The sequence below is a fragment of the Desulfitobacterium sp. genome (assembly GCF_034927245.1).
Classification (GTDB): Bacteria; Bacillota; Desulfitobacteriia; order Desulfitobacteriales; family Desulfitobacteriaceae; genus Desulfitobacterium_A.
The window spans coordinates 55,971-79,577 of sequence record NZ_JAYFQK010000008.1 but is presented as its reverse complement, the minus strand read 5'-3'; the positions used below and the strand labels follow the sequence as shown (position 1 = coordinate 79,577).

The 23,607-nt window shown below is 43.1% G+C and carries 23 protein-coding genes; 1 reads left to right on the top strand and 22 read right to left on the bottom strand.

Annotated features, from left to right (window positions below; all coding sequences use genetic code 11):
- Positions 1-361 precede the first annotated feature (361 nt).
- From aroB to VB077_RS02290, 22 genes are all read right to left on the bottom strand, one after another.
- Entirely contained in the window at positions 362-1,441 is a 1,080-nt protein-coding gene (gene aroB, locus VB077_RS02395; RefSeq protein ID WP_323413616.1) for a 3-dehydroquinate synthase, read from the bottom strand.
- On the bottom strand, positions 1,438-1,953 hold the full coding sequence (locus tag VB077_RS02390) for a shikimate kinase (protein ID WP_323413615.1): 516 nt from the start codon (positions 1,951-1,953) through the stop codon (positions 1,438-1,440). Before VB077_RS02390 ends, aroB begins: the two co-directional genes overlap by 4 nt.
- 28 nt (positions 1,954-1,981) lie before the next feature.
- Complete coding sequence (gene aroC / locus VB077_RS02385) at positions 1,982-3,130, bottom strand: chorismate synthase (RefSeq protein ID WP_323413686.1); 1,149 nt, start codon at positions 3,128-3,130, stop codon at positions 1,982-1,984.
- A 36-nt stretch (positions 3,131-3,166) separates the two neighbouring features.
- Positions 3,167-3,601, bottom strand: coding sequence for a prepilin-type N-terminal cleavage/methylation domain-containing protein (locus tag VB077_RS02380; protein ID WP_323413614.1), 435 nt, complete (start codon positions 3,599-3,601; stop codon positions 3,167-3,169).
- A 16-nt stretch (positions 3,602-3,617) separates the two neighbouring features.
- The gene (gene aroE, locus VB077_RS02375) at positions 3,618-4,442 is read right to left on the bottom strand and encodes a shikimate dehydrogenase (RefSeq protein ID WP_323413613.1); all 825 of its coding nucleotides are present in this window, start codon (positions 4,440-4,442) and stop codon (positions 3,618-3,620) included.
- A gap of 97 nt (positions 4,443-4,539) precedes the next feature.
- The gene (locus VB077_RS02370; RefSeq protein ID WP_323413612.1) at positions 4,540-5,070 is read right to left on the bottom strand and encodes a YqeG family HAD IIIA-type phosphatase; all 531 of its coding nucleotides are present in this window, start codon (positions 5,068-5,070) and stop codon (positions 4,540-4,542) included.
- 253 nt (positions 5,071-5,323) lie between these two features.
- Complete coding sequence (locus tag VB077_RS02365; protein WP_323413611.1) at positions 5,324-6,175, bottom strand: flavodoxin family protein; 852 nt, start codon at positions 6,173-6,175, stop codon at positions 5,324-5,326.
- 185 nt (positions 6,176-6,360) lie between these two features.
- On the bottom strand, positions 6,361-8,850 hold the full coding sequence (locus VB077_RS02360; RefSeq protein ID WP_323413610.1) for an EAL domain-containing protein: 2,490 nt from the start codon (positions 8,848-8,850) through the stop codon (positions 6,361-6,363).
- 265 nt (positions 8,851-9,115) lie between these two features.
- Complete coding sequence (gene sigK, locus VB077_RS02355; protein ID WP_323413609.1) at positions 9,116-9,865, bottom strand: RNA polymerase sporulation sigma factor SigK; 750 nt, start codon at positions 9,863-9,865, stop codon at positions 9,116-9,118.
- Between the two features lie 111 nt (positions 9,866-9,976).
- A complete protein-coding gene (pilO, locus tag VB077_RS02350; RefSeq protein ID WP_323413608.1) occupies positions 9,977-10,480 on the bottom strand; it encodes a type 4a pilus biogenesis protein PilO in 504 nt (167 codons plus the stop codon).
- A gap of 155 nt (positions 10,481-10,635) precedes the next feature.
- Positions 10,636-11,184: a PilN domain-containing protein gene (locus VB077_RS02345; RefSeq protein WP_323413607.1), complete on the bottom strand. Its 549-nt coding sequence runs from the start codon at positions 11,182-11,184 to the stop codon at positions 10,636-10,638.
- Positions 11,185-12,195: a type IV pilus biogenesis protein PilM gene (pilM, locus tag VB077_RS02340; RefSeq protein WP_323413685.1), complete on the bottom strand. Its 1,011-nt coding sequence runs from the start codon at positions 12,193-12,195 to the stop codon at positions 11,185-11,187.
- Between the two features lie 36 nt (positions 12,196-12,231).
- Complete coding sequence (locus VB077_RS02335) at positions 12,232-14,358, bottom strand: Ig-like domain-containing protein (protein ID WP_323413606.1); 2,127 nt, start codon at positions 14,356-14,358, stop codon at positions 12,232-12,234.
- A gap of 31 nt (positions 14,359-14,389) precedes the next feature.
- Positions 14,390-14,815 carry a hypothetical protein gene (locus VB077_RS02330; RefSeq protein ID WP_323413605.1) on the bottom strand — a complete coding sequence of 142 codons (426 nt, stop codon included), beginning with the start codon at positions 14,813-14,815 and terminating at the stop codon, positions 14,390-14,392.
- 12 nt (positions 14,816-14,827) lie between these two features.
- Positions 14,828-15,421 (bottom strand): prepilin-type N-terminal cleavage/methylation domain-containing protein, encoded by a 594-nt coding sequence (locus tag VB077_RS02325; RefSeq protein WP_323413604.1) that lies wholly within the window; start codon positions 15,419-15,421, stop codon positions 14,828-14,830.
- Positions 15,422-15,434: 13 nt separating this feature from the next.
- Complete coding sequence (locus VB077_RS02320) at positions 15,435-15,869, bottom strand: type IV pilus modification PilV family protein (RefSeq protein ID WP_323413603.1); 435 nt, start codon at positions 15,867-15,869, stop codon at positions 15,435-15,437.
- A complete protein-coding gene (locus VB077_RS02315; RefSeq protein WP_323413602.1) occupies positions 15,860-16,387 on the bottom strand; it encodes a prepilin-type N-terminal cleavage/methylation domain-containing protein in 528 nt (175 codons plus the stop codon). Before VB077_RS02315 ends, VB077_RS02320 begins: the two co-directional genes overlap by 10 nt.
- 11 nt (positions 16,388-16,398) lie before the next feature.
- The gene (locus VB077_RS02310) at positions 16,399-17,604 is read right to left on the bottom strand and encodes a type II secretion system F family protein (RefSeq protein ID WP_323413601.1); all 1,206 of its coding nucleotides are present in this window, start codon (positions 17,602-17,604) and stop codon (positions 16,399-16,401) included.
- 42 nt (positions 17,605-17,646) lie between these two features.
- Positions 17,647-19,368, bottom strand: coding sequence for a GspE/PulE family protein (locus tag VB077_RS02305; RefSeq protein ID WP_323413600.1), 1,722 nt, complete (start codon positions 19,366-19,368; stop codon positions 17,647-17,649).
- Between the two features lie 78 nt (positions 19,369-19,446).
- Complete coding sequence (locus VB077_RS02300; protein ID WP_323413599.1) at positions 19,447-19,923, bottom strand: type II secretion system protein; 477 nt, start codon at positions 19,921-19,923, stop codon at positions 19,447-19,449.
- 255 nt (positions 19,924-20,178) lie between these two features.
- Positions 20,179-20,415 carry a DUF4911 domain-containing protein gene (locus VB077_RS02295; RefSeq protein WP_323413598.1) on the bottom strand — a complete coding sequence of 79 codons (237 nt, stop codon included), beginning with the start codon at positions 20,413-20,415 and terminating at the stop codon, positions 20,179-20,181.
- Positions 20,416-20,458: 43 nt separating this feature from the next.
- Positions 20,459-21,760, bottom strand: a complete 1,302-nt coding sequence (locus tag VB077_RS02290; RefSeq protein WP_323413597.1) for a U32 family peptidase — start codon at positions 21,758-21,760, stop codon at positions 20,459-20,461.
- A 557-nt stretch (positions 21,761-22,317) separates the two neighbouring features.
- Here VB077_RS02290 and trpB point away from each other — a divergent pair.
- Positions 22,318-23,490, top strand: a complete 1,173-nt coding sequence (trpB, locus tag VB077_RS02285; RefSeq protein WP_323413684.1) for a tryptophan synthase subunit beta — start codon at positions 22,318-22,320, stop codon at positions 23,488-23,490.
- Positions 23,491-23,607: the final 117 nt, after the last annotated feature.

Genomic DNA, 23,607 nt, shown 5'->3' with positions numbered 1-23,607 from the left:
AACTTTATGCCCATATTTATAAACCTAACTGCAATCAAAAATAATATTATCCCAATTAAAACGTACATCGAGAAACTAAGTAAGACCTCAGAATCGCCATAAATATTTTTGGGCATTAAGATAATCATAAGCCAGGCAATGAACCGTCCACCTATCTGAGCGGAAGTTATTATTGCAAAGACAACCGGTACAAACATCGGGATATCTTGGGGGTCTTTCTTAACTAATTGACTTAGTTCGTAAATAAAATAAACGATACATTGAGCTATCGTCATCCAAAAGCTAGCTCGAATATAATCCATATTCATGATATTAAGAGGAAAAGCCACAACACTAAGAATGGCAAGGCGTTTTAACATGGTTACTTGATGACCTTATGCCATGCCTGAAGGATCTCTTCATCATGGGCGTCCCGCACGACAATAGCGTGGCCGATCTTATCGGGAAGGATCAAGACTTTATGTCTGTTTTGATTCTTCTTATCTGCTTCCATCAGATGAAGCAATACTTCGGGGTCTTTGCCTTGAATGTCGATAGGTAAGCCTAAGCTATTAACTAAATTCAGTATCCGGCTGACCTCTGCAGAAGTGATCAATCCCCTTGCTTCGGCCAAATAAGTCGCTGCGATGATGCCGATACTTACACCTTGTCCATGTGAAATTCCTTGATAAACCGCCTCCGTCTCCAGAGCGTGCCCAAAACTATGGCCCAAATTCAAGAGCATCCGCTGTCCTTTTTCCTTCTCATCTTCCACTACGACTTTGACCTTGACTTGAAGGGAACGCGTTGCTAATTCCTCATATACTTCGGGTACTCTGTCCAATATCTCCCGGTGGTGGGTCTCTAAAAAGGAAAATAAGTCCGGATCACCCAGTATCGCATGTTTAACCGTTTCCGCCAAACCGTTTTGAACTTCTTCCCAGGGAAGCGTTTGCAGGGTTGAAAAATCTGTCCAAACCACAAGCGGAGGATAAAATGCCCCTAATAAATTCTTGCCTGACGGGTGATTGACCGCGGTTTTGCCACCGATGCTGCTATCGACTTGCGCCAGCAAGGTTGTCGGTATTTGGACAAACCTGATTCCGCGCATGTAGACACTGGCGAAAAAGCCTGCAAGATCACCAATAACCCCGCCCCCCAGCGCCAGAACCACACTGTGGCGATCCGCAGCACAGGCAACGGCTTCTGCAGTTAATATACTGAGCCGTTCAAGTGATTTTTCCTCTTCGCCAACCGGAACAACTAACACATCGCACTTAAAAGCATTAAGTCCTTTGAGCAAACGCTCGAGATATATTTCCTTGACACTCGGATGAGTCACGATAAGCAGGTGTTCGCTGCCCCCCAATTCCTTTTCAAGGTATGCTCCTAAATCCTCGAGAGCCGCCCCCAAATAGATGGAATAGGGTCGAGAGGAAGCTACCTCAATCTTTTGCTTCATAATTCAATTCTCCCCTCGATTTTTTGCATAATCTCATCAACAACCTCATCAACATCAAGTTCGGTCGTGTCAATAATAAGATCTGCTTGATTATAAATGGGCTGCCTTGAAAGCCAGAGTTCTTGTGCTGCTTCCCGTCCCTCTCTTAAGAGGGGGCGATCATTCTTCGTACCGATGCGCTCAAGGATCGTGTCAATAGGGGCATACAACGAAATTATAATTCCCGTTCCTGAAAGGATCTCCCAGTTTTCTGGTTTCAAGGGAGTCCCTCCCCCTGTCGCCATCACCTTCTTTTTATCGTTCATCAAACGCTTGATCAGAACCGTTTCTTCGGAGCGAAATCGTGTTTGGCCATGCTTGCGGAATATTTCAGAAACGCTCATCCCGCTGATTTCTTCGATAGCCGCATCCGTATCGACAAAATCCCAATCGAGTTTTTTTGCTAACCGTTTCCCCACAGAAGTTTTCCCCGTTCCCATGAACCCAATTAAAACGATATTTTCTCTCTTCACGCTTACTTCCCCGCTCTCAGCAGATCTTTTACTGCGCCTTCAAATAATCAAGGTAGTCCTGCCAAGCCTTCTCTAATTCCGGAATTGTATCCGCAGGAAATTTCTCCAAAACGGCTTGAGCAATCTCCCAGGCGATGACATGTTCTAAGACGACAAGTGCTGCAGGCACAGCACAAATATCGCTGCGTTCGATGCTTGCCTTGACTTCCTCTTTCGTTTCCAAGTTTACCGTGCTTAACGGATGGTAAAGTGTTGGAATAGGCTTCATCGCCACTTGAAGAATTACCGGCTCTCCATTGGTCATTCCGCCTTCAATTCCTCCCGCATTGTTCCGGGTTCGCTGATACCCTTCACCCGAATGATAAACGATGGGATCATGAACCTCTGAGCCAAACCGCTTGGCAGCCTCAAATCCTAAGCCAAAGGATACCCCTTTCATGGCCTGTACCGATAAAACCGCCTGAGCTAATCGTCCGTCTAGTTTGCGATCCCACTGAACATAAGAACCCAAACCTGCCGGTAGGTTTAAGACCTGAATCTCCAAAATTCCTCCGAGTGATTCTCCTAAACGCCTGGCCTCATTCAACTGTTCGTTTAAGCGTTGTTCTCCTTCAACGTCCCCGACTCGCCATTCGGACTTGGCGGCACGCTGCCATTCTTCTTCTGTATTGCTCCAATTTAATTCGACCGCTCCGACGGAGACGACCCGGCCGCGGATTTGTACCCCTAAGTTCGTTAAAAGCTGACGTGTAATACTGCCTATAGCTACCCGCATCGCTGTCTCGCGGGCACTCGCCCGTTCCAAAACATTGCGTATCTCCGTTCGGTATTTTAGCGATCCTGTTAAATCCGCATGTCCCGGACGCGGTGCAATAACCTTTTTGCTTTCCCAATCCACATCTTTGCCCGGGGTCATTATGCTTTCCCAGTTCGCCCAATCCCGGTTTTTCACTTCCAAAGCTACAGGAGCTCCGGTCGTAATTTCCCCGCGGACTCCCGCTGTAATGACCACTTCATCTTGTTCTATCTTCATCCTTCCGCCCCGTCCGGGCCCTTGTTGTCTTGCCTGAAGGGCACGGTCAATTGCTTGCTGGGAAAGGGTTAAACCCGCCGGTAATCCTTCGATAATCCCCGTTAATTTTGGCCCATGCGATTCTCCCGCTGTTAAATAACGCAACATACTTTTCCCCCACATTATTATTTCACGATCACATTATTTCGCGATTTCTTCACGAACTCTGGCTGTTACAGGCATCATGATCACATTTCTCTTGGATTTACCCGCCTTTAACTGGATCGTCACCCCAAGATCAGGAGTTCCGGCCCCCGAAAAGCGGATATCCTTCGGCGCATTTTCCATCGTAACGCCTTTGGGTAAAGCAATATCCTTAACCCATTTTCCATCACGTGAAATCCGATAAAAACCTTGATCATAGAAAAATTTCATCTCATACCAAGTGCGTTCGGAAAGCGCCGCTTGACGAATATCCCGAATTTCTTGGGTAAGCTGAGTAGCAGCCATCGCTAAATTTCGTTCATTCTGCTGAACCGGCAGTTTCACTAACAAAACAAAGGCAGCACCGGAAAGAAGGGCAAGAACAAGAAGTAACTCGATGAGAGTATAACCAAAACTCGAGCGGTTGTTCATCTCAAGCCCCCTCTTCTTATTTCGGGAGTGCTTCAAGCAATCCTTTTTTCATGCCTGCGACCGGAGCTTGTCCACCCAGCCAAAATTCCCAGGCTAAGGCCCCTTGATAAAGCAGCATCCCTGCACCGTTTAAAGTACGGCAGCCCCGTTCCCGAGCTTCGCGCAAAAACGGAGTTTCCCAAGGATTGAAGATAATATCGACTACCAGTGTTTCCGGTGAAATTCCTTCGAGTGAAAAGGAGTACTTCTCCTTTTTTAACCCGAGAGACGTTGTTTGTACGATGAGTTGTGCTGATTTAAGCCATTCTCCCGGTCCCCATGCTTCTGCAACTGCCCTTCCTCCCCGGCTGTTGATCAACTCGGCCAGCTGTTGGGCACGTTCCATCGTCCGATTTAAAAGGGTGATTTTTACTTGATAGGGTAAAAGGGCCATGGCGATTCCTTTCGCAGCTCCGCCTGCACCAAGGATAACAACCTGCATATCTTTTTCCGGCTTCAATTCCTCTTGAATAGATCGGACAAAGCCTTTACCATCGGTATTATGGCCGAGCAATCGTCCATCTTCCATTACTTTAACGGTGTTTACCGCTCCTGCACGTAAGGCTTCGGGCGTCAACTCATCAAGCCAGGGGATGATCTGTTCTTTAAAAGGTACAGTAACATTCCACCCCGTAAAACCCAGTGCTTTTAACCCTTGAACCGCTTGCGGCAGTGCGTGGGGTTCGACCTCGCATCGCAAATAATCGGCCTCTAATCCCATCTCTCGATACCCGCCTTGATGCATTGCCGGAGAGAGGGAATGCGCAATCGGATTCCCAATCACCGCAAAATGTTTTTCCAAGTTCCATTCCCCTTCCATTTTTGCTTAAACAAAACGGAATGGTAACCCATTCCGTTTCTGATCATTATTTCTTCAAGTAAAACCAGCAGCACTCCAATCAGTGGGCTTTAGGACTATGCGGTTTGGCATCGGCAAATCGTTTCATCATCCAGATCAGAACACGCTCTACTCTGCGCATTACGCGTGTACCAATGTATTCACGTTCACTGATGGGCAGAACAAGAATAGTGACTAAACCTAATCGATTTCCACCCATAATATCCGTAAAGAGTTGATCCCCAATGACCCCGGTATCTTCCTGTCCCGTCCCCAGGATCTTCATCCCCGCACGAAAAGCACGGCGGCGCGGCTTAGTTGCCCTAAAAACGAACGGTATTCCCAAGCGTTCGGCAACGACAGCGACTCTTTGCTTTTTTTTGTTATTCGAAACAACACAGGCCTTAATGCCCGCTGCCTGAAGCTTTTCAAACCAGTCCACGACTTTAGGACCAACTTCCAGGTCATTCCAAGGGGTCATTGTATTATCTAAATCGATGATCAGTCCATGTATTCCCTTCGCGACTAATCCATCAATAGATATACTATCTAAAGAATTTGCTTGAAAGGTAGGTGTAAATAGTTCGAACATGTTACCCCCCAAAGTTGCCAGTTTTTACTTATTATATCTTAGAGCGTGAGCAGGGGCAAGTTTCCTTCCCTACCACTATTTTATTTAGAAATAAATACATCTGTGAATTGCAGATTATTTTATTTCTTCGTGGCTCTCTATTTTTCCTGCTTATTGTCTAATAAAACAGCATTTCCAAAAAATTCCGACTTAATATTAAAAGGAATCTCAGCCCATGTTTGAGATTCCCCACTAAGCATTAATGATCTAGTTGTCAGCCTAACTTTGTCTGAGGAGGTGTAAGCCAAGTACCTTCTCCTTTATAAGGATCGCGGATAAGGGCCAGTTCTTTGCGCCGGGCAATGTATTCCTGAACTTTGCCCCGCAGCCAACCCTGAAAATGTTCTTTAAGATGTTCTTTTTCAAATGGATTATGAGAGCCTGCATAGGTCCAGGTAATTGTATTTCCTTCCGGGACAAGGTTAGCTTTTTGACCACAAATAGAACAAACCGCTTTTGAGGGTTCGGGGAATTTCCAGATTTCGGACCGGCATGTTGGACACTCGCCGTTTCTCGCCTGCCGCGCTTCTCCAAACAAAGCTTGGCCCATCTCCCTGGCCCTGGCTAATGATTCCGGGGTATTTATCCCTTCACCGGGTAAAGCGCCAAAGAACATATGGCTGTCTTTTAGCTGAAGCCCCATAAACTGAACCATTGAATTGAGCGCCGATAATGCATATCCATCCCAACCTTCAATACCATAAGTTGAAATTACGACACAAGGTTTTCCCCATAAATCATCAAGCGATTGCGCTAGCGCAAGCATCCGATCGGCAAAAACTTTGGTCACTGCGGCAGGTCCGAGAACATAATCGGGTGCGGATAGAATAATTCCGTCAGCAGCTTTGATCTTTTCAAGCAGAAAATACAAGTCATCATTAAGGACACATTGTTTTCCGGGTATCAGACAGGAGTAACAGGCACGGCAATACTCAAGTTTGAGATCGGCTAGTCTGATCAGTTCTAACTGACAATCCTCCCCAGCCGCTGCCGCCACCTCCTTAGTGAGAATCTCACCATTCGCCAGCTTGCGTTGGGATGCTACCAGACCCAGGATTCTTTTCATCTTCTCCCCTTCTTTCTAACCTATTTAGTTTTGATGTAACTTTGGTTTTGATATAACCATATGCAGGTAGTGATTTTCGTACTTTTGGGAATATACAGAATATTCCTTCCCTAGAGTTTAATATAATTTACCCTTACTCGTCAATCTTTAGCGAACATCAATTTTCATATCAATGCTTAATGCAATTAAGTATAGAGTTCAAGCTGATTTTCCTGAACAGGTTTCGAAAAATAATAGCCTTGAGAATAATCTACATTCAATTGTGTTATTTTATCATATATCTCTTCTTCCGCTACGAATTCTGCAATTGTTGCTATTCCCAATTCCTTAGCAAAGGCGACTATGGTTTTAGTAATAACTTCAGCTGATTTATCGCGATGGATGTTCTTTATGATTGATCCGTCAATTTTTATATAGTCCACATTTAACTTCATTAAATAGCTGAAATTGGAATACCCTGTTCCGAAATCATCAATAGCAATTTTCGAACCATATTTTTTTATTTCTTTTATAAACATTCTAACTTCGTTAAAGTCTTCTATCCCTTCGGATTCCACTATTTCAAAGACAATATTGTGAGGACTTTTCGCTTTTTCTAACTTTCCGATAATTAATTCTCTGATTTCTTGACTTTCTATATCTTGAATCGCAAGATTTATAGATATTTCATAGCCTGTTCTGTTTATAACTTCAAAGGTTTTCTCAAGCATTTTTATCGTTAATCCTTTATATAATCCGGCTTTCTTGGCAATTTCCAAGAAAAAGTAGGGAGGTATAATTTCTCCGTCTTCACCCAGTATTCTTATTAAAGCTTCGTATTTGCAAACTGTTCTTAAACGATTGTCAACTATAGGCTGAAAAAAAGGTACAATTCTATTTCCGGATATAGCCTCTTTGATTTTTTTCGTCCATTCTATATTTTCTTTGATATCTTTATATATATTTAATGTTTCATTGTATATTTGGAATGCTTTTTTGTTTTTCTTGGCATAATGTAAGGCCATTTCAGCATTTTCAAATAAGGACTCTTCCCTTAGCGCAACTCCGATTGTTACCCCTAAATAAATTTTACCTTCTTCATAAAATAGGCATTGATTGTGGATGACGTTTTGTAAAAATCTTATTGTTTCTATAAATTCATGACTTGATTTTTCGTTATCGATGACCGCAAAAAGATCCGAATAGAGGCGATAGGAATTTAAGCCCACTTTTTTACAATACAAATCAAGTAATTTAGCAAAATCTTTTAGCACCGCATCCCCTACCATATTACCATAAAAATCATTGATATCATTAAATGATTTTATGTCTATGATTGCTAATTTATCGTATTTTCCTTCTGCTAAATCGATCAGTAATTTGCTTCTGTTATTCAAACCTGTTAGCTCATCAGTATGATATTTTTTCTCCAGTTCTCTCGTTTTTTCTTCGACTTTTTCTTCCAGCGTTAAGTTTAATTGGTGTAATTCCTCGCCTATCGTTTTTAAGAAATTATATAGCGTTGAATATCCGTCATTTATATAATGGCTATTGTAATCAAGCTCTTTGTTTATTTTGATTCTCGCATTAATATCTTCCGATAGCAGCAGCATTGACATGGTTTCTGTATGAAAAATATTATCACTATTAATATTGATAAATTCGCCATAAGTATAAAACCCGCCGGTTTGGGAATCATCATTAAGCGGTAACAGTTCAATAAGGGCCCTCTTTTTAAGAAAATGTTTCCTTGCGGCACAAGAATATATGAATAAACTTTCCCCCGGATTTTCGGTTATCTTTTTAAAAGTTTCTAATGATCCCTCTAATACACGGTTTAAATCACCAAAACCTATCCTAATTTTTTCCCCGACTTCTATTCTTGATGAAATAAGTATTTCAGTACCATTGAGATAACTTAAAACAGGTCTGCCGGCATAGCCGCTATTTCTTTTGATCATCAAAGGAAATTGTTCTCTTGTATGCTCAATTTCTTCGCTGCTATTCGGATGAATATACTTATTATAAAATTCTTGGGCTGATATATGATCTATACTTTTAATTATTCTTCCGTTTGCTTCTGTTATTATATGTTCTCTGCCTATCGGCACCCAATTAAAAGTACTTCCATTGCTCACAAATAAAGTATCGCTCTCTAAAGCGGCAGCAACGACTGCATCTTTCTCCACACCATTTTCCGTAAAAACATATGAATTATCGGGAATATGACTTTTCCCCGCAATGCCTCCGGCTATAATAATACTATCATTTATAGCGTTTATTCCATCAAGAAAATCTTGGCCGTCGATAGTTACATCGGCAAAAGATATGATGACTTTAGTATTTCGAGAAATTAATTGACGCGCTATTTTTACCCCTTTGTCAAAATCCGCTGTTTCATCTTTAAGGACTAATGTCTTGATTTTCGTTTTCTCAAATACACTTATAGAAATAAGGCATGATTTGTCTAACATGTTATTATTAAGTATTTCCCCGGCTGTTGTGGCCCCTATTATTTTAGCTTGGGGAATTAGTGAGACTAAATTTCGAATGACTTCTTCAATGAACTCTTTTTGATCTATCCCGGAAAACAATTGGATCAATATATTGCTGTGTTTTACTATGTCATTGTTTCGAAGATACTGCTTTAAGGACTCATTACCTTCATACTTAAAATTATATGTTTTCACTTTCACAAATCACCCCCAAATCTTTAAAATACTTGGTTGATTTGATTAAACAAAACAATTTTTACTTTTTCTTCTAAGGTTCTTCTACAATTATTATAATTCATCCAATTTATTTTACCATAGAATAAACGAAATCCTTTAAATATTCTTATACCTTAATATTCTATGTATCCTCCTGCACACAAAAATACCCCCCTTCCGGTACTCAGTTATTATTATTTAACCGACTACCGGAAGGGGGGCATATCAACTTGGCAAACAGATTTCTTCTTTATTTTTTTGGATTATGATCTTCCATCTCAATCATCAGCTTTTGAATGGCTTTCTTTTCTATTCTCGATACATACGAACGGGATATTCCCAGGGCTTTAGCAATCTCACGCTGGGTTCGCCGCGGATTGTTCATAAGCCCATAACGAAGCTCCAGCACTAACCGCTCCCGACGGGTGAGCTTTGTTACTTTTTGAAGCAGGGCTTGCTGTTCAAATTCATTTTCAACTTTGTCGGAAATAGCTTCACCTTGCGACGCCAAAACATCCAGTAAGGAAATTTCATTGCCTTCCTTATCTATGCCAATAGGATCATAGATGGAAACTTCTCCGCGCGATTTCTTTAAGCTCCGCAGGTGCATTAATATTTCATTTTCGATACAGCGTGCCGCATAGGTCGCCAGCTTTGTTCCCTTCCCCGGATCGAAAGAATCTATCCCTTTGATCAAACCGATTGTCCCTATGGAAATTAAGTCATCACTATCTTCACCTGTTCCATCAAATTTCTTGACAAGATGGGCCACCAAGCGAAGATTGTGTTCAACCAGTTTATTCCGAGCATGCTCGACTTGCCTTAAATCTATTTTTTCGCAGTCCGGGTTTTTACTGGATCGCAAGATTTGTAAATAACGAGATTCATCCGCTTCGCTCAAAGGCTGAGGAAATGCATTATTGTTGATATATGATACAAGAAGGGTTACCCCTTTTAGCACCGATAAAGCAATACTAACCGCTAAGATTTCCGTCAGCATGATATTCCACCCCTTTCGCGCCCTGCCTTAATTTCTATGCGCTGAAAGGGAAAAAACTGCTTATCCTCGCCGGAGAATTCATAGTTCTTTTTTGGGAATATCTTTGTTTTCCTAAGGTGTAAACATTTGCGCCGGGTTATCAACCCCAAATGGAGAATTCATAAAGACAGGTTTATCCCCGGGGGTTAAATCAGAACCCTGAGCAGCATAGGCTGCAAGCTTAAGTTCTGCTTTCATAACCCCTTTTTGTGAAGTTAAATCAATCCCCCGAAGGGCTGTTTGAAGAGAGGAGCCATACTGCAGCGTTTGGAGGAGGTTAAGTACCGAAGCCGGTGTGCCCTCGCACTTGAAGGTCATATTGATCTCTTGATAACTTGCTTTATTGTCAACACTATCAAAGGTTAACGATTGGGGAAGAACCCCTTGCTGTTTTGCCGTAACATATAAGTCAACAAGGATTTGTTCATTATTCAGCTTTGCCGGCAGTTGTGTGCTTTGCTGCAGCATCTTATTCTTTAAATCCAGAGCCTCTTTTTGAAGCTGGGGAAGATCGGACTGAGCTGCTTCCAATCTTTGATAATACGCTTCGCGTCTTGCCAGCTCTTGGCTTTGCATCTGCAAGTTATCCTTTTGAGGTATAAAGAGATAGGTCACATAGACATAGATAAGGCCTGCAATAACTAATCCTGCTAAAAGTATTTTTTCAAACTGTTCCTTTTTCAGACGAGTTCACCTACCTCTCTGTCTCTCTTAATCACCAAGTTAAGTTTTCACTTCAATTTTAGATCTAGAGAAATGTTCTGCATTTTATCCTCGAGTGAAACCGCCTTAATATCCACTTTTTCAAATAAGCCGGAGTTCTCGAAGCTGAGCCAGAAACGTGCCACATCAACAGGAGTCGGCACACTGAGTGTCATCGTAACGCTCTTGTCCGGTTGCAGGGAAAAAGCTGAGATTGTCGTTCCTGCCGGAAGGAGTTTCTTTAACTTTTCAAAAAGAGGTCCCGGATCAAGCGTATTCTCCTGCACGAGATTACTCATCTGCTTTTGATTTTGCATCTGAGCATTAAGAGCATCAATGGCCCTGACTTGCTTATCAACCTCACTCAACGTACCGATCTTTTGGTTAACAACATTAAGGTCAGATTTGATTTTATAGGACCAAAGCCATGGTGCGCCTCCAAGGAGAATCAGGGCAAGAATTCCTCCTCCGATTCCCAAAATCATTTTGCGCTTCCGGCTGGATTGATAACCTTCATTTTGATGTTCTTGGACTTTCGCCCAACGCAGTGCAAAATTAAAATCCTTTTTTTCTCGCATTTAGTCCTCCCGTATGGCTAAACCATACAGACTGCCATACTTTACCCAACTCTTGTCAGGATGATCAACATTTTTACTATAGGACGGTTTCCAGTCGTCAACAAATCCTGGACAGGTGGGAATTTCCAGTTCGCTTTCAAAGAGTTCCGGCAAAGACGGCAATGAGGCCATCTCTCCCGTAAGATAGATTTCATCCACGTTTTTCCCAAAGTGTCTCATGGCAAAAAAGCTTAAAAACTCCGCTAAAGTTCTTAATACCGGATTAAACCTTTCAGCAAACTCTAACTGAACTTGTTGAGCTTGTTGAGCTTGTTGAGTTTGTTGGGCTTGATCAACTTGATTAACCGGATTGTCCGGCAACCCTGTTAAATCGGCCTCCATATCGGAATAGAGAAAGAAAACACCATGTTCCAAAAGGAGAAACTCGACTCCATCGGAATTCAAATCCACAATGGCCATGTCCTTAGGCTGTTCTCCTGCCTCCTTTTTTAGATTTCGCGAATTTAAACGAGAATACAGCCGTGCCAAACAATCTGAGGCAAGGTCAACGACTTTTGGTTCCAACCCTATTTCTTGCCACATGTTCCACAAGGGTTCCCATTGGGATTTAGGTAAAGCCGTGACAAGAACCTTGAGTCTTTTTTGTCCCTCTTCTTCAATCTTTTCAACGATCCGGTAATCCACCAAATAGTCATCGATATTGACCGTAAAATACTGCGCCGCTTGTTCAGTTAACAGTTTGTCCAAATCTTTGGCCGGGAGCAAGGGTAAAGTAATCATCCGTGTGATGACGCCCGGGCAGGACAGAGTAAGCTGTAATTTCTTAAGGGGTATTTTTTCCTTCTTAAGCCATGTTCTTAGCTGAAGTACATTAGAAACCGGTGACTCTTCTTCATTCTGGTCATATTCGCTTAAGGCTAAAATCTTTAGCGATACATTACGCCGGACTACTCTTACTTTAGCGGCCACCCAGCGATTGCCCCGCACCAAAGCAACCCATTTGGTTTTCATCACTATTCAATCTCCTCTTTGTAATCACTTGATGTATCAAGGAAGAAGCTCTCTTTCCCAAACGGGTCCCTCATCATGATTAAGGAAGGGATTTTGGGGAGGAGGATTATCAACAATCTGACCCCAGGTCAGACTTCCTTCATCCAAGCGGAGATACGTTGGATATCCGATGGGCGTCAGTATTTTGGTTACATTACTCGTATCATTCCGAACAGGCACCTCTCCCCTGCCCATTCGAAATTGGAAGTTTGACATAACCGGAAGGCCACCTAAATTCCATGACTTGACAGATGTCTGAGAATCCGCATCATTCGGAACATATTGTGAACCGTTATAACGTTCAACAAACACTTGAGCTTTGCCGGACGCTTCATAAAAGTAATCATCTGCCGCACGGATTTGACCGCGGTATAGCTGATAAACTGATCCCGGAGATGTTCCCGGAACTAAAGCCTGTGTCACCGGAGCGGAAATTCCGGCTTGATCCTGCGGACTTAAGGTCAGGGTAAAATTAGCCATCAGCTTTATATCGCTTGGATCTTCCTGCGTCAGTTGCATAAAGACCTGCAGCGTGGGAACTCCGCCGATATAAATTGGGTTAACGTTAATGATAGAGTTAGGGGATGATAGACTATTCCCATTTTCGCTCGTAAGAATTCTCCAATTATTGGGTCGGCTAAACCAATTGGTATCCCAGGAATAATTGTTAATCGGCTGTCCCTCTTTGGAAAATGCCTGTAAATATGCTTCGATCGTCATGGGTTCGCCGATATAGGCCCATGTTGAATCGCTCACCAATGTATCACCGCGAAGATTTAGTTTGGGATAAACCGGTGAACCCTCCCCGCCAATTGTTGAACCCGTACTGCTTACAAAACCCAAATGATCTGCTACCGGCCCAACCATAGGGTCTTTTTGCACAATTAGATTTGCCGTAGCCTTCAGACCATTATAGATTGCAGTAATTGTCGTATTTCCTTCGGCCAAACCCGCGGCTACTCCCGCACTGTCTATACCGGCTATCGATTCATCCGAACTAGACCAAACAATACCTTCTGTTAATTTTTCTCGATTCGAATCTGAATGAATAAGAAAAGCCTCAAACGTCCCGGTTTCTCCCAACTTAATGATCTGACTATTGGGTATAATGGTCAATCCCTGAACTTTAAGGATAGCCGTTGCTTCCAGATCAAACAACGGGTAATGGGCTGTAATCGTGCTTTCACCGGGTGACAAACCTTTGGCCAGGCCACCGTCATTCCAGGAAAATAAGCTTGATGAGCTTATACTGCCGACATCCGGTTGGCTTGAAGTCCAGGAACAGAAGAGTGAATTCGTCACTTTCATCTCAAAGCGGTGATCGCGGATGTAGAAAAAAACGAATGCATCATATTGCTGCTTATTCCCTACGCCAATGGTTGCCGTAGACGGTCTGATTTCTAAACCCAAACCCTTGGAAGCGACAATCAGCAAAGCATCGCCACTTAAACCGTATCTTGGATCGGTTGCATGAATCGTTGTTTGTCCTTCCGCGTTTCCTTTCGCTTTCCCACTTGGAGTAATTGAGGCGATTTCAGATTTCTCGCTGCTCCAAAGAACACGATCGGTAATATCTTGAAAAGTTCCGTCTTTAAACGACAAATATGCGTGGTACTGTATGCTTTCTCCGATATCAATATTTTTTTCTTCAGGAACTATTATAAGTTTATTGATTTGTGTAACCGTAAATATATTGGAAGTATAGACAAAGTTTTCGGTTTTCTTGCCGTTATCAATCGTCCCTGTCGCTTTAATCATCCATTTTCCGGCCGATGGAAATATAACGTCTGTACTTCCCGAAAGCTGTCCCGAGTTAATTACGATTGAATAAACCCCTTTTATCGTTTGTTGTTGCGGGAAAAGTTGAGTTAGTTCCAGCTCAACTGTGACTGGCTTTACCGCCGGAACATTCTTGGCGTCACCGCCGTTTGTTGTAAACGCCCAGATACGAGTCGGAGTATTCATGAGTTGATAATCGTTAATCGATCCTTTTTTAATAAACGTCGCCGTATCATGAAGGACAACATCCTTGGGGTCAGGATCAGCGAATGCCGGTCTGACAAAGATCAACAAGCTAAAACATCCGATCAGCCATAAAATACATCCAATCTTTTTGGGGGTCATTTACATCACCTTCTTTGGCTTAGGGAATTATCTAGGGTTGGGCTTGTACGGGTTTAGGATACGTATACTGTTCCTCAAGTACGCGTTTGATTCCTTGCTTATCCGGGTAATATCCAATGCTCGTTACCGTAAATATATAATTTTCTTCCGCAGGATGAATCTCTAGCGAAACTTCAAATTCACCTTTGTCTTCCGTGCCAAAAGGATCCTGCTTGGCCGCCAAATCCTGCTTCGTTAAATAACGTGAGTCCTTGAAATATTCTTCCGGATCGCTGCGAACCTTGGCAACTCCATAGTTAATTCCTGCTTCCGCCATGTAATAAGCCCTTAATCCTTTTTCCTCAGAGGTTTCTACTTTAAACCGATAATTTACAAAGGTAAACATCACTCCCGAAACCATTAAGAGCACCATAATTGCAATCACCGAAGTCAATAATGCCGAGCCGCGTTCTTTCATCCCCAGCCCTCCTTAATAGAGGCGAGCCCAAGTCACCAAATCAAAGCTGTCAGTGGCCTTGGGATCTTTAGCCTTCAAAGTAATCTTAATTAAATGCCCATATTGATCGGCAGGAGTAATGGTGATGGATTCAATATATTCAGCAATCCGGTAATTCGCATTCGAATTTTCAACATCTCGATACCATAGTTCATGTTTATTTGAATCAAAATAGATTCCTGTCCCTTCGCGAAGATTATTGATATCCGGGTCCAAATCCAAGAGACAAATTTTAGTATCTTGAGGCTGCGTGGAATCTGGATTTCGATGATAAATTCGATTGATTGTGCCTGTGTCTTTTTTTATTTCACGGGGATCATAATAGGTTGCTTGATGTAAACGTACTTCATCTAAGATGTGCATCATTGCCGTACGAGCATTTTGTTCAACCGCATCATTATGGGTTACCGTATTGAGCAGATGGACTTCACCACGCATCATTTGGGAAACGTATAACATCAGGAAACCGAAGATAGCAACTGCTATCATCACTTCAATCAATGTAAAGCCTTTTTGCTTATTAACGTCTTGCTGTTTAATAAAGCTAATTTTTCTTACTGTCTTCAAATAAATCACCCGCTTATGGCGTTGGTGTCCATGCACGATACGTCTTCAACTTGACTGCCGGGATATTCGGATCAGCTACACCGTTCTTCATAAGAGATACGCTAACCTCAATCTCTTGAAGGGGCAATCCGTTGAGCGTACTTCCGGCTTTCATCTCTTCATCGGTAGGTCTCTTTATAATTGTCGTTGCAAAATTATTAAAAGGCGGCTCAGGCTCTGTCAAACCTTCTTCCTTTTCAATTGCTGCTTCCAATTGACCTGCGGCATAAAAAATCATTTGCTGACGAATTTCCTGGCGGGCGTTAAAATGCATGGCCACAGAATTGCTTTGGGCAATGAACCCAACCCCAATTAAAAATATCGTAATCGCGACCACAACCTCAATAAGTGTCATTCCCTGATCACGATGTTGCACTGTTATCACCTCAAGTGTATTCCTTATGGCCATGAAATCTCCATCTTGCCCGTACCCGCCTCAAGTTCAACCCCTACCTGCTGTGAGGACCGGGTACTTTTGAGAGCAATCACACCCGAAGATCCTGAAGGATTGGTTTGCAAAAATCCGCGATAGTCAAAGTAAATAAGATACTGTCCCGAATCCATCAGAAAAAGGTTTTGACTTGAATCAGGAACAAAGATAATTCCGGAATCATAGATATACCTATCCGAGGGGGTGATTTCCTGCATTCCTGTTGGGCGTGACTTCCCCATCTCATCTTTTTCCACGGTCACATTCATAAGCTGAATATCACTCGCAGTTAAGGCAACCCCAATATTTTTTCGTTCATCCATCGCCATTTGTTTCGCCTGTCTGAGCCGAAGCAAAACATTGCTTGATGCCGTCTCCAGTTGGTAGTAGTCCTTCAAAGATTGATAATGAGGAACAGTCACTGCCGCTAATATACCAATGACTGATATCACAATCATCAGTTCAATAAGTGTAAATCCCGCACTTGCGCGTTTCATCTGCATCATTCCTATTGGATTGCACTTGACATATTCATGATAGGCAGAGCAATCGATATAATCATAATACCCGCAAAAACTCCGATGACCACTGTAAAGATAGGCTCGATCAAAGCTGTCATTCTGGCAATCCCGATTTCAACACTTCTGTCGTAATGATTCGCGATTTCTCCCATCAATTCCTCTAGCCGACCTGTTTCCTCACCAATTGACATCATTTGGATGACTAGAGGATCAAAAAATTGTTCTTCACCAAAGGCCGAAGTGAGTGTATCTCCCTGCATTACTTTTTCCTTAATTCGTGCCAAGGCCTGACTTGGGACTTTATTGCCCATAATCGTTTCCATGGAATTTAAAATCGTGACGATGGGAATAGAGGAATGAAGAAAAAGAGCCAAGGTTCGCGCAAAGCGCGCAATGATGATATTGTGAATATTTTTACCCAGAACGGGGATATGGAGTTTAACATCATCAATAAAGTAACGAACTCGAGGAATAAGCGAAATACGCTTGTAGGCAAAGAGTGCCGCCACAAAGCCGAGCAAAAGATAAAAGGCATTCGTTTTGAGAAACATCGCAGAATTGATAAGAATCTGGGTAACCAGGGGCAAACTTTGCCCCGTTTGCGTCATTAAATCCGCTATTGACGGCAGGATAACATTGATAAAGAGAATAATGAGACCGATAAGTACGAGCGTTAATATTACCGGGTATACTGCAACACTTGAGATTTTCTTGCGGATAAAGTTTTCGCGCTCATAATATTCTGCCATGCTGGTAAGCACCGTATCCAAGCTGCCGCTCTCTTCACCCACGGCCACCAAATTGACGAGAAGATCAGGCAGTGCCCCTTTACAATCCCGCATTGACTGCGATAAGGAATTACCTCTGCTGACTCCCTCAAAAATTATCTTTAAGACTGATTTAAGCCGTTTATCTTCAACCTGAGCTTTGAGGATATCCAATCCTCTGACTAAGTTCGCACCGGAACGGATCATCATGGCGAGTTGACTGCAAAAGGATGACACTGTTTCATATTTTACTTTTCCTTCAAATTTCCGGTTGATTACCGAATCAATACTGGGAACTTCCCTTAACGAAATCACCTGCCAATGATTTTCAACCATATTTTGTTTTGCGGTATCAAGGTCAACGGCTTCCATCGCTCCTTCGACTACGGCCATATTTTCATCAATGATTTTATACTTAAACTGCATCTATAAACCACTTCCTTTGCCGGGGCTAACACAAAGAATGATCTAGTCATTAACAAAGGTGACGCGCAGAAGTTCATCGATCGTCGTAATCCCCTGTCGAACCAGTTCGGCAGCCGCATCCTTTAATGTTGTCATTCCCTGGCTGATCGCATATTTGCGAAGTTCATCGACAGAAGCATTATTATCGATCAATTGGCGGTGACCCGCGGTTATCGGCATGATCTCGAATATCGCAATTCTGCCCTTATAGCCGCTGTGATGACAGTAAGAACATCCCTTGCCTCTTTTTAAAACCAATGAAGAACCCGGATCCACTCCCAATAAAGCATAGTCTTTGACTTCAGCAGGATATTCGGTACCGCATTGCGGACAAATTCTTCGTACAAGCCGCTGAGAAATGATTCCCAGTAAAGAAGCTGAAAGTAAAAAAGGTTCAATTTCCATATCAACTAAACGCGTAATTGCACTTGCCGCATCATTGGTATGAATCGTGGACAGAACAAGGTGTCCGGTCAGCGCGGAGCGAACCGCAATCTCCGTTGTCTCGCTGTCACGCATTTCCCCGACCATAATAATATCCGGGTCCTGGCGGAGTATGGAACGAAGACCTGAGGCAAATGTCAGTCCGGCTTTCGGATTGACCTGCATTTGGTTGATTCCTTGAAAATTATACTCGACCGGATCTTCCAGAGTCACAATATTTTTTTCCGGCGTATTTAAGATATTCAGCATCGTATAGAGAGTCGTGGTTTTCCCACTCCCGGTCGGTCCCGTAACTAACACAATCCCGTACGGCTTATGGATAAAATTTTCGAACATCTCTATGTCTTTTCCTTGAAGGCCTAATGCTTCCTCGCCAAGAACAACGCTTGCTTTGTCTAAAATACGCAGAACGACTTTTTCCCCATACATCGTCGGTATTGTCGAAACACGAAGGTCGATCGGTTTATTCCCTACGAGATACGAAATCCGTCCATCTTGCGGTAAACGCCGTTCGGCAATATTTAAGTCTGCCATTATTTTTACACGGCTAATGACGGGTCCAGCCATATTGATATGCGTACGCATAATCTCACGCAAGACACCATCAATGCGGAAACGAACGCGCAGCTCCTCTTCCATGGGTTCAATATGAATATCACTGGCGAGATTATTGACCGCATTTTCAATGATTGTATTTAAAAATTTGATGATGGGTGTAGCTTCCCCGTCACTGGAATCTCCTCCATAAGACAGGGCAGTTGCCGCGGCACCTTGGGATGCAGCTGCTACAGGTGCAACCCCAAGCTGTTTTGCATATTCCCGAGCGGCTTGCTCCGCTTCACTGCGTCCATACATGCGATCAATAGCCTTAAGAATATCTCCTTTTTTCGCAAGACAGGATTTTACCATCATCCCCGCTGCCAAACGAAGATCATCCATTGCAAAGTAATCTGTGGGGTCACTCGTAGCGACCATCAATTGCCCGTTCTGAATTTCTACGGGAAGGACATTATACTTGCGCACCACATTTTCGGGAAGCATTTTCAGAACCGAATCCGGTATAACGAGTCGATTCAAATCTATAGCCGGAAGCTTTAATTGGCTCTGCATCGTGCGCAAAATATCATCTTCCGTCACAACATTTTGCTGAATCAGCGTCTCGCCGAGACGCAAACCCAGTGTTTTTTGTAACCTTAAGGCTTCTTGAAGCTGATCAACTGTGATAACGCCGCCGGCGACAAGAATTTCACCGAGACGTTTGCGTTCCTGATGAAGTGCCATAGAAAGTAATCCTCCTTTCTTCAAGCTTTAGGTGCTAAAAAAGGGTGTTTGGTTAACACCCTTAATAGCGCTTCATAATCATGGAGTTACACTAACCGAATTATATAATTCCCCTTTACTATTGTATCCGCAAATCGTAACCGTGTATGGTGTTGAAGTACTTACCTTCACATAAACAGCACCCGGGGTTCCGGTATCAGTTCCAGTTCCGGATGGTGCTGCACCAGTTACAAATGCACTACCCGTACCATATGGGTTTTTCATTTGATTACTTCCTGATGTCATGGCCCCAGCAATCTCAGAATCAACAGTTCCTTGAGCAGCACTATTCTTACTCCATTTCGTAATCTGGCTTTCAGCATAAGCCTGTACGGTTCGTATATTTACATCAAGTCCTGCATCTTTTGCCGCAGTTTTAACTCCCCCAACCTTCGGTACCAACACAATCGCCAAAATCCCAATAACGGCGATAACTATCATAAGTTCAATCAAGGTAAATCCACTGTCTTTTCTTCGTTTAACCATCCGTTGAACATCACCTTTTATTTCGTTCATGTCCCCACTCCTTTTTTGCTCTGTTCTTTAATTCATTTAATTGAGATAAAAGTAAAAAAATCGATTCTTATGTAAAGATTTTTGTGAAACTTGAACTACTGGGTTTGGGACTATTGGCCTATTGACTTACTTTTATCTCGGATTCTATTTTACAAGGTTCATTACAAAAATTCAATCCTATTTTATAATTATTTTAATAAGTTTCACAATTTCACCATATTTCAGTTTAGAGTATTATATTTAGTCTGAAGTTTCCTATTCTTCTATGAATTCTATCCCTAATCCCATTTGCTCTACTGCTTTCCGTAAGTCCGGCCATGTATCCCGAGTCGCTTGGAATAAAACCTCTCCCGCTGCTTTATCAATGGTTGTAACCACTCCCAAGTGCCCTAAGCCTTCCACATATTTAACCAACATTTGGATTTCTGAACGCGGCACACGGGCTTTGACCAGTTTATCCGCATCTGCAAAAGAGATGATTCGTTTCGACATGTCTTTCCCCTTTTCCTAGTCTATTAGGTCTTTATTTAAAAATCTATTGGTATTTCTTTACTTTTGGTTTTCTAAGAATACTGAATTCAGACAAGGGTTTCGGTAATTCTAAACGCAAAATTTGCTTGGCATGGTTAGCCACTTCCACCGGCTCCCCATCAATATCCCACATCTGCTTTACCTCAAAGGACCAGGGTTCCCCCTCCGGTGTGAGAACTTCGATCACGTTCCCTTGCCGGAAATAGTTACGCTGTTCAACCCAAAATCCCTTATGAAGATTCGCCTTATCCATATCAAGCTCAAGTTCCGCCTGTTGTAACTCTTCAGGGGATAACCCTACGCCGACAAAATTATATTCGCGAATGTAGTTAGATGTCTCCAAGTTATGAGCCTCGGCCCCGGGTTTACCAAACAGGAAGCCGGTAGAATAATCACGGTGGCTGACTTTATCCATTTCCGCTAACCAGCCGGGCAGCTTTTCCCTGAAAGCTTCTTCGCCCAGCTCCCATAACGTGTCAATGGCCTCCCGATAGGCTTTGACGTTGCAGGAAACATAATGAACACTTTTCATGCGTCCTTCAATCTTATAACTGTCCACTTCCAAAGATTTGAGAAGAGGCAGATACGGCAGCAAACATAAATCATGAGAATTAAAAATATATGCTCCGCGCCGGTCTTCCTCTATCGGGAAAACTTCATTGGGGCGTTTTTCTTCAACGAGTCCATAGCTCCAGCGGCAGGGCTGTGTACATTCTCCGCGGTTGGCATCACGTCCTGTCAGATAATTAGAGAGCAAGCATCGTCCGGAATAAGACATACACATCGCCCCATGAACAAACATTTCCAGTTCCCCGGAAACTTTTTCCCGAACTTGAGCAATCTCTTTTTCAGTCAGTTCCCGGGCAAGCACGATCCGCTCAATGCCATGCTTCAGCCAAAAACGTATGCTCTGGGAATTTGTACTATTCGCTTGGGTACTCAGATGCAAAGCAAGCTTCGGAGCGACTTCCTGAGCCAAAGCAATAATGCCCGGATCAGAAACGATCGCTGCATCAGCGCCCCAGGACTCGAGTTGTTGAAGATATTCTGCCATGCCCTCAAAATCTTCCTCATGGGCAAAAATATTGACGGTCACATAGATCTTGCGTCCGGCCTGATGGGTGTATTGAATTGCACGTTTGAGTTCCTCGGGTTTAAAATTTCCGGCGTAAGCACGGAGTCCGTAAGCTGATCCTCCGACATATACGGCATCGGCACCATATGCCAAAGCAAATTTCAGTTTTTCGAAATCCCCCGCCGGTGCTAATAATTCCGGTTTTTTAAGTCTCTTAATATTTGAATTCATATTTCTAACTCCTATCTTCGATGGGAAAACACGACCAATATTAACCCCTTATTTATACCATTTTGTCGAAACTTTTTCTAGCTACTTCTTTATTATATCCTTGACTTCCATATTTTTGTATTATATAATCCGTTTTAACGTAAGTAAATACTAAAACAAACGATGAGAAGAAATAGTAATCCTCTATGAACTGGTTCAGCGAGTCGGGAAGGGTGGAAGCCTGATGCAATCTCTTGAGGATGAATGGCTCTTCGAGTTGCAATCCGAAAACGATGGTTAGTAGGTGATGCCGGGGGTTTCCCGTTATAGAAACAGGATATCGAGAAGACGCTTATTCAAACGACCTAAAAGTATTTGAAAGAAGCGGGCTGAATCCGTATCTGGGAATAAGGTATTGAATTATATTCTTTTTTGGGGAATTTAAGGGATATAATTCAATATGAACAAGGTGGCACCACGGAAGTAAACCTTCTGTCCTTGCAAGCATATCGCTTGCAAAGACGGAAGGTTTTTTATTTTGCCCAGTAAAATTTAGGGAGGAATTTCTTATGGAAAGAATGCAAAAAGGATACTTTGGAGAATTCGGCGGGAGCTATGTTCCCCCGGAATTACAAACCGTCATGGACCAAATCGAAGCCGCTTTTGAAATGTATAAGAATGATCCGGAATTCAATGCGGAATTAGACTACTATCTCCGCCAATACGTTGGACGCCCTAATCCGTTGTATTATGCCGAAAAACTCACGCATAAACTTGGCGGTGCTAAAATCTATCTCAAACGCGAAGAGCTTAATCACACAGGTGCCCACAAAATTAACAACGCTATTGGTCAAGCCTTGATCGCTAAACGCATGGGCAAGACTCGGGTTATTGCCGAGACAGGTGCCGGACAGCATGGTGTGGCAACCGCTACGGCCTGTGCGTTATTTGATCTTGAATGTACCATTTATATGGGCGAGCATGACACACGTCGCCAGGCGCTCAATGTTTTTCGCATGGAAATTCTCGGTGCTAAGGTTGTTGCCGTAAACCACGGCGACGGAAGCATGAAAGAAGCGATCGATGAAGCCTTGGATGACCTCGCTAAGAACTATGACAACACATTCTATCTGTTGGGTTCCGCGGTTGGGCCCCATCCCTACCCTTCAATCGTTAAACATTTTCAAGCCATTATCAGTAAAGAAGCTCGGGAGCAGATTCTCCAAGCAGAAGGTCGCCTCCCCGATGCAGTCCTGGCTTGCGTCGGCGGCGGAAGTAATGCGATCGGTGCTTTTGCGAATTTTATGGAGGATTCCAGCGTTCGCCTCATTGGGGTTGAACCCGCCGGCTTAGGCTTGGAAACAGGTAAGCACGCCGCCCCCATTGCGGCAGGCAAACCGGGTATTATTCATGGTTTCCGCTGTTACTTGATGCAGGATGAGAACGGCGAACCCTTGCCAACGCACTCTATTTCCGCGGGATTAGATTATCCCGGAGTGGGTCCTGAGCACAGCTATCTCAAGGATTCGGGACGTGCCGAATATGTAAGTGTTACAGACCAAGAAGCCCTGGACGCCTTTTATCTCCTTTCACGAACTGAAGGAATCATTCCGGCTTTGGAAAGCGCACATGCGCTTGCCTATGCAGCCAAGCTTGCCCCAACCTTAAGCCCGGATAAGATCCTGATTGTTAATGTTTCCGGGCGGGGAGACAAGGACGTCCAACAGATCTTTGATATGACCCGTCAATAAAAATAGGTCAGTAAAGAAAACCCGGCTTCGCCGTGCCTTTTAAACACGCATCGAGAAAGGCGAAGTCGTTGGTTGCACTTATGCTGGAGGAAAGTATGCAACGAAGTTATACTCTCT

Excerpts from the sequence above, each read along its gene's own strand:
- aroB (WP_323413616.1), bottom strand. The coding sequence starts at position 1,441 with ATGAAGCAAAAGATTGAGGTAGCTTCCTCTCGACCCTATTCCATCTAT.
- VB077_RS02380 (WP_323413614.1), bottom strand. The coding sequence starts at position 3,601 with ATGAACAACCGCTCGAGTTTTGGTTATACTCTCATCGAGTTACTTCTT.
- VB077_RS02370 (WP_323413612.1), bottom strand. The coding sequence starts at position 5,070 with ATGTTCGAACTATTTACACCTACCTTTCAAGCAAATTCTTTAGATAGT.
- VB077_RS02365 (WP_323413611.1), bottom strand. The coding sequence starts at position 6,175 with ATGAAAAGAATCCTGGGTCTGGTAGCATCCCAACGCAAGCTGGCGAAT.
- sigK (WP_323413609.1), bottom strand. The coding sequence starts at position 9,865 with ATGCTGACGGAAATCTTAGCGGTTAGTATTGCTTTATCGGTGCTAAAA.
- pilO (WP_323413608.1), bottom strand. The coding sequence starts at position 10,480 with ATGCAAAGCCAAGAGCTGGCAAGACGCGAAGCGTATTATCAAAGATTG.
- VB077_RS02345 (WP_323413607.1), bottom strand. The coding sequence starts at position 11,184 with ATGCGAGAAAAAAAGGATTTTAATTTTGCACTGCGTTGGGCGAAAGTC.
- pilM (WP_323413685.1), bottom strand. The coding sequence starts at position 12,195 with ATGAAAACCAAATGGGTTGCTTTGGTGCGGGGCAATCGCTGGGTGGCC.
- VB077_RS02335 (WP_323413606.1), bottom strand. The coding sequence starts at position 14,358 with ATGACCCCCAAAAAGATTGGATGTATTTTATGGCTGATCGGATGTTTT.
- VB077_RS02330 (WP_323413605.1), bottom strand. The coding sequence starts at position 14,815 with ATGAAAGAACGCGGCTCGGCATTATTGACTTCGGTGATTGCAATTATG.
- VB077_RS02320 (WP_323413603.1), bottom strand. The coding sequence starts at position 15,869 with ATGGCCATAAGGAATACACTTGAGGTGATAACAGTGCAACATCGTGAT.
- VB077_RS02315 (WP_323413602.1), bottom strand. The coding sequence starts at position 16,387 with ATGAAACGCGCAAGTGCGGGATTTACACTTATTGAACTGATGATTGTG.
- VB077_RS02310 (WP_323413601.1), bottom strand. The coding sequence starts at position 17,604 with ATGCAGTTTAAGTATAAAATCATTGATGAAAATATGGCCGTAGTCGAA.
- VB077_RS02305 (WP_323413600.1), bottom strand. The coding sequence starts at position 19,368 with ATGGCACTTCATCAGGAACGCAAACGTCTCGGTGAAATTCTTGTCGCC.
- VB077_RS02300 (WP_323413599.1), bottom strand. The coding sequence starts at position 19,923 with ATGAACGAAATAAAAGGTGATGTTCAACGGATGGTTAAACGAAGAAAA.
- VB077_RS02295 (WP_323413598.1), bottom strand. The coding sequence starts at position 20,415 with ATGTCGAAACGAATCATCTCTTTTGCAGATGCGGATAAACTGGTCAAA.
- VB077_RS02290 (WP_323413597.1), bottom strand. The coding sequence starts at position 21,760 with ATGAATTCAAATATTAAGAGACTTAAAAAACCGGAATTATTAGCACCG.
- trpB (WP_323413684.1), top strand. The coding sequence starts at position 22,318 with ATGCAAAAAGGATACTTTGGAGAATTCGGCGGGAGCTATGTTCCCCCG.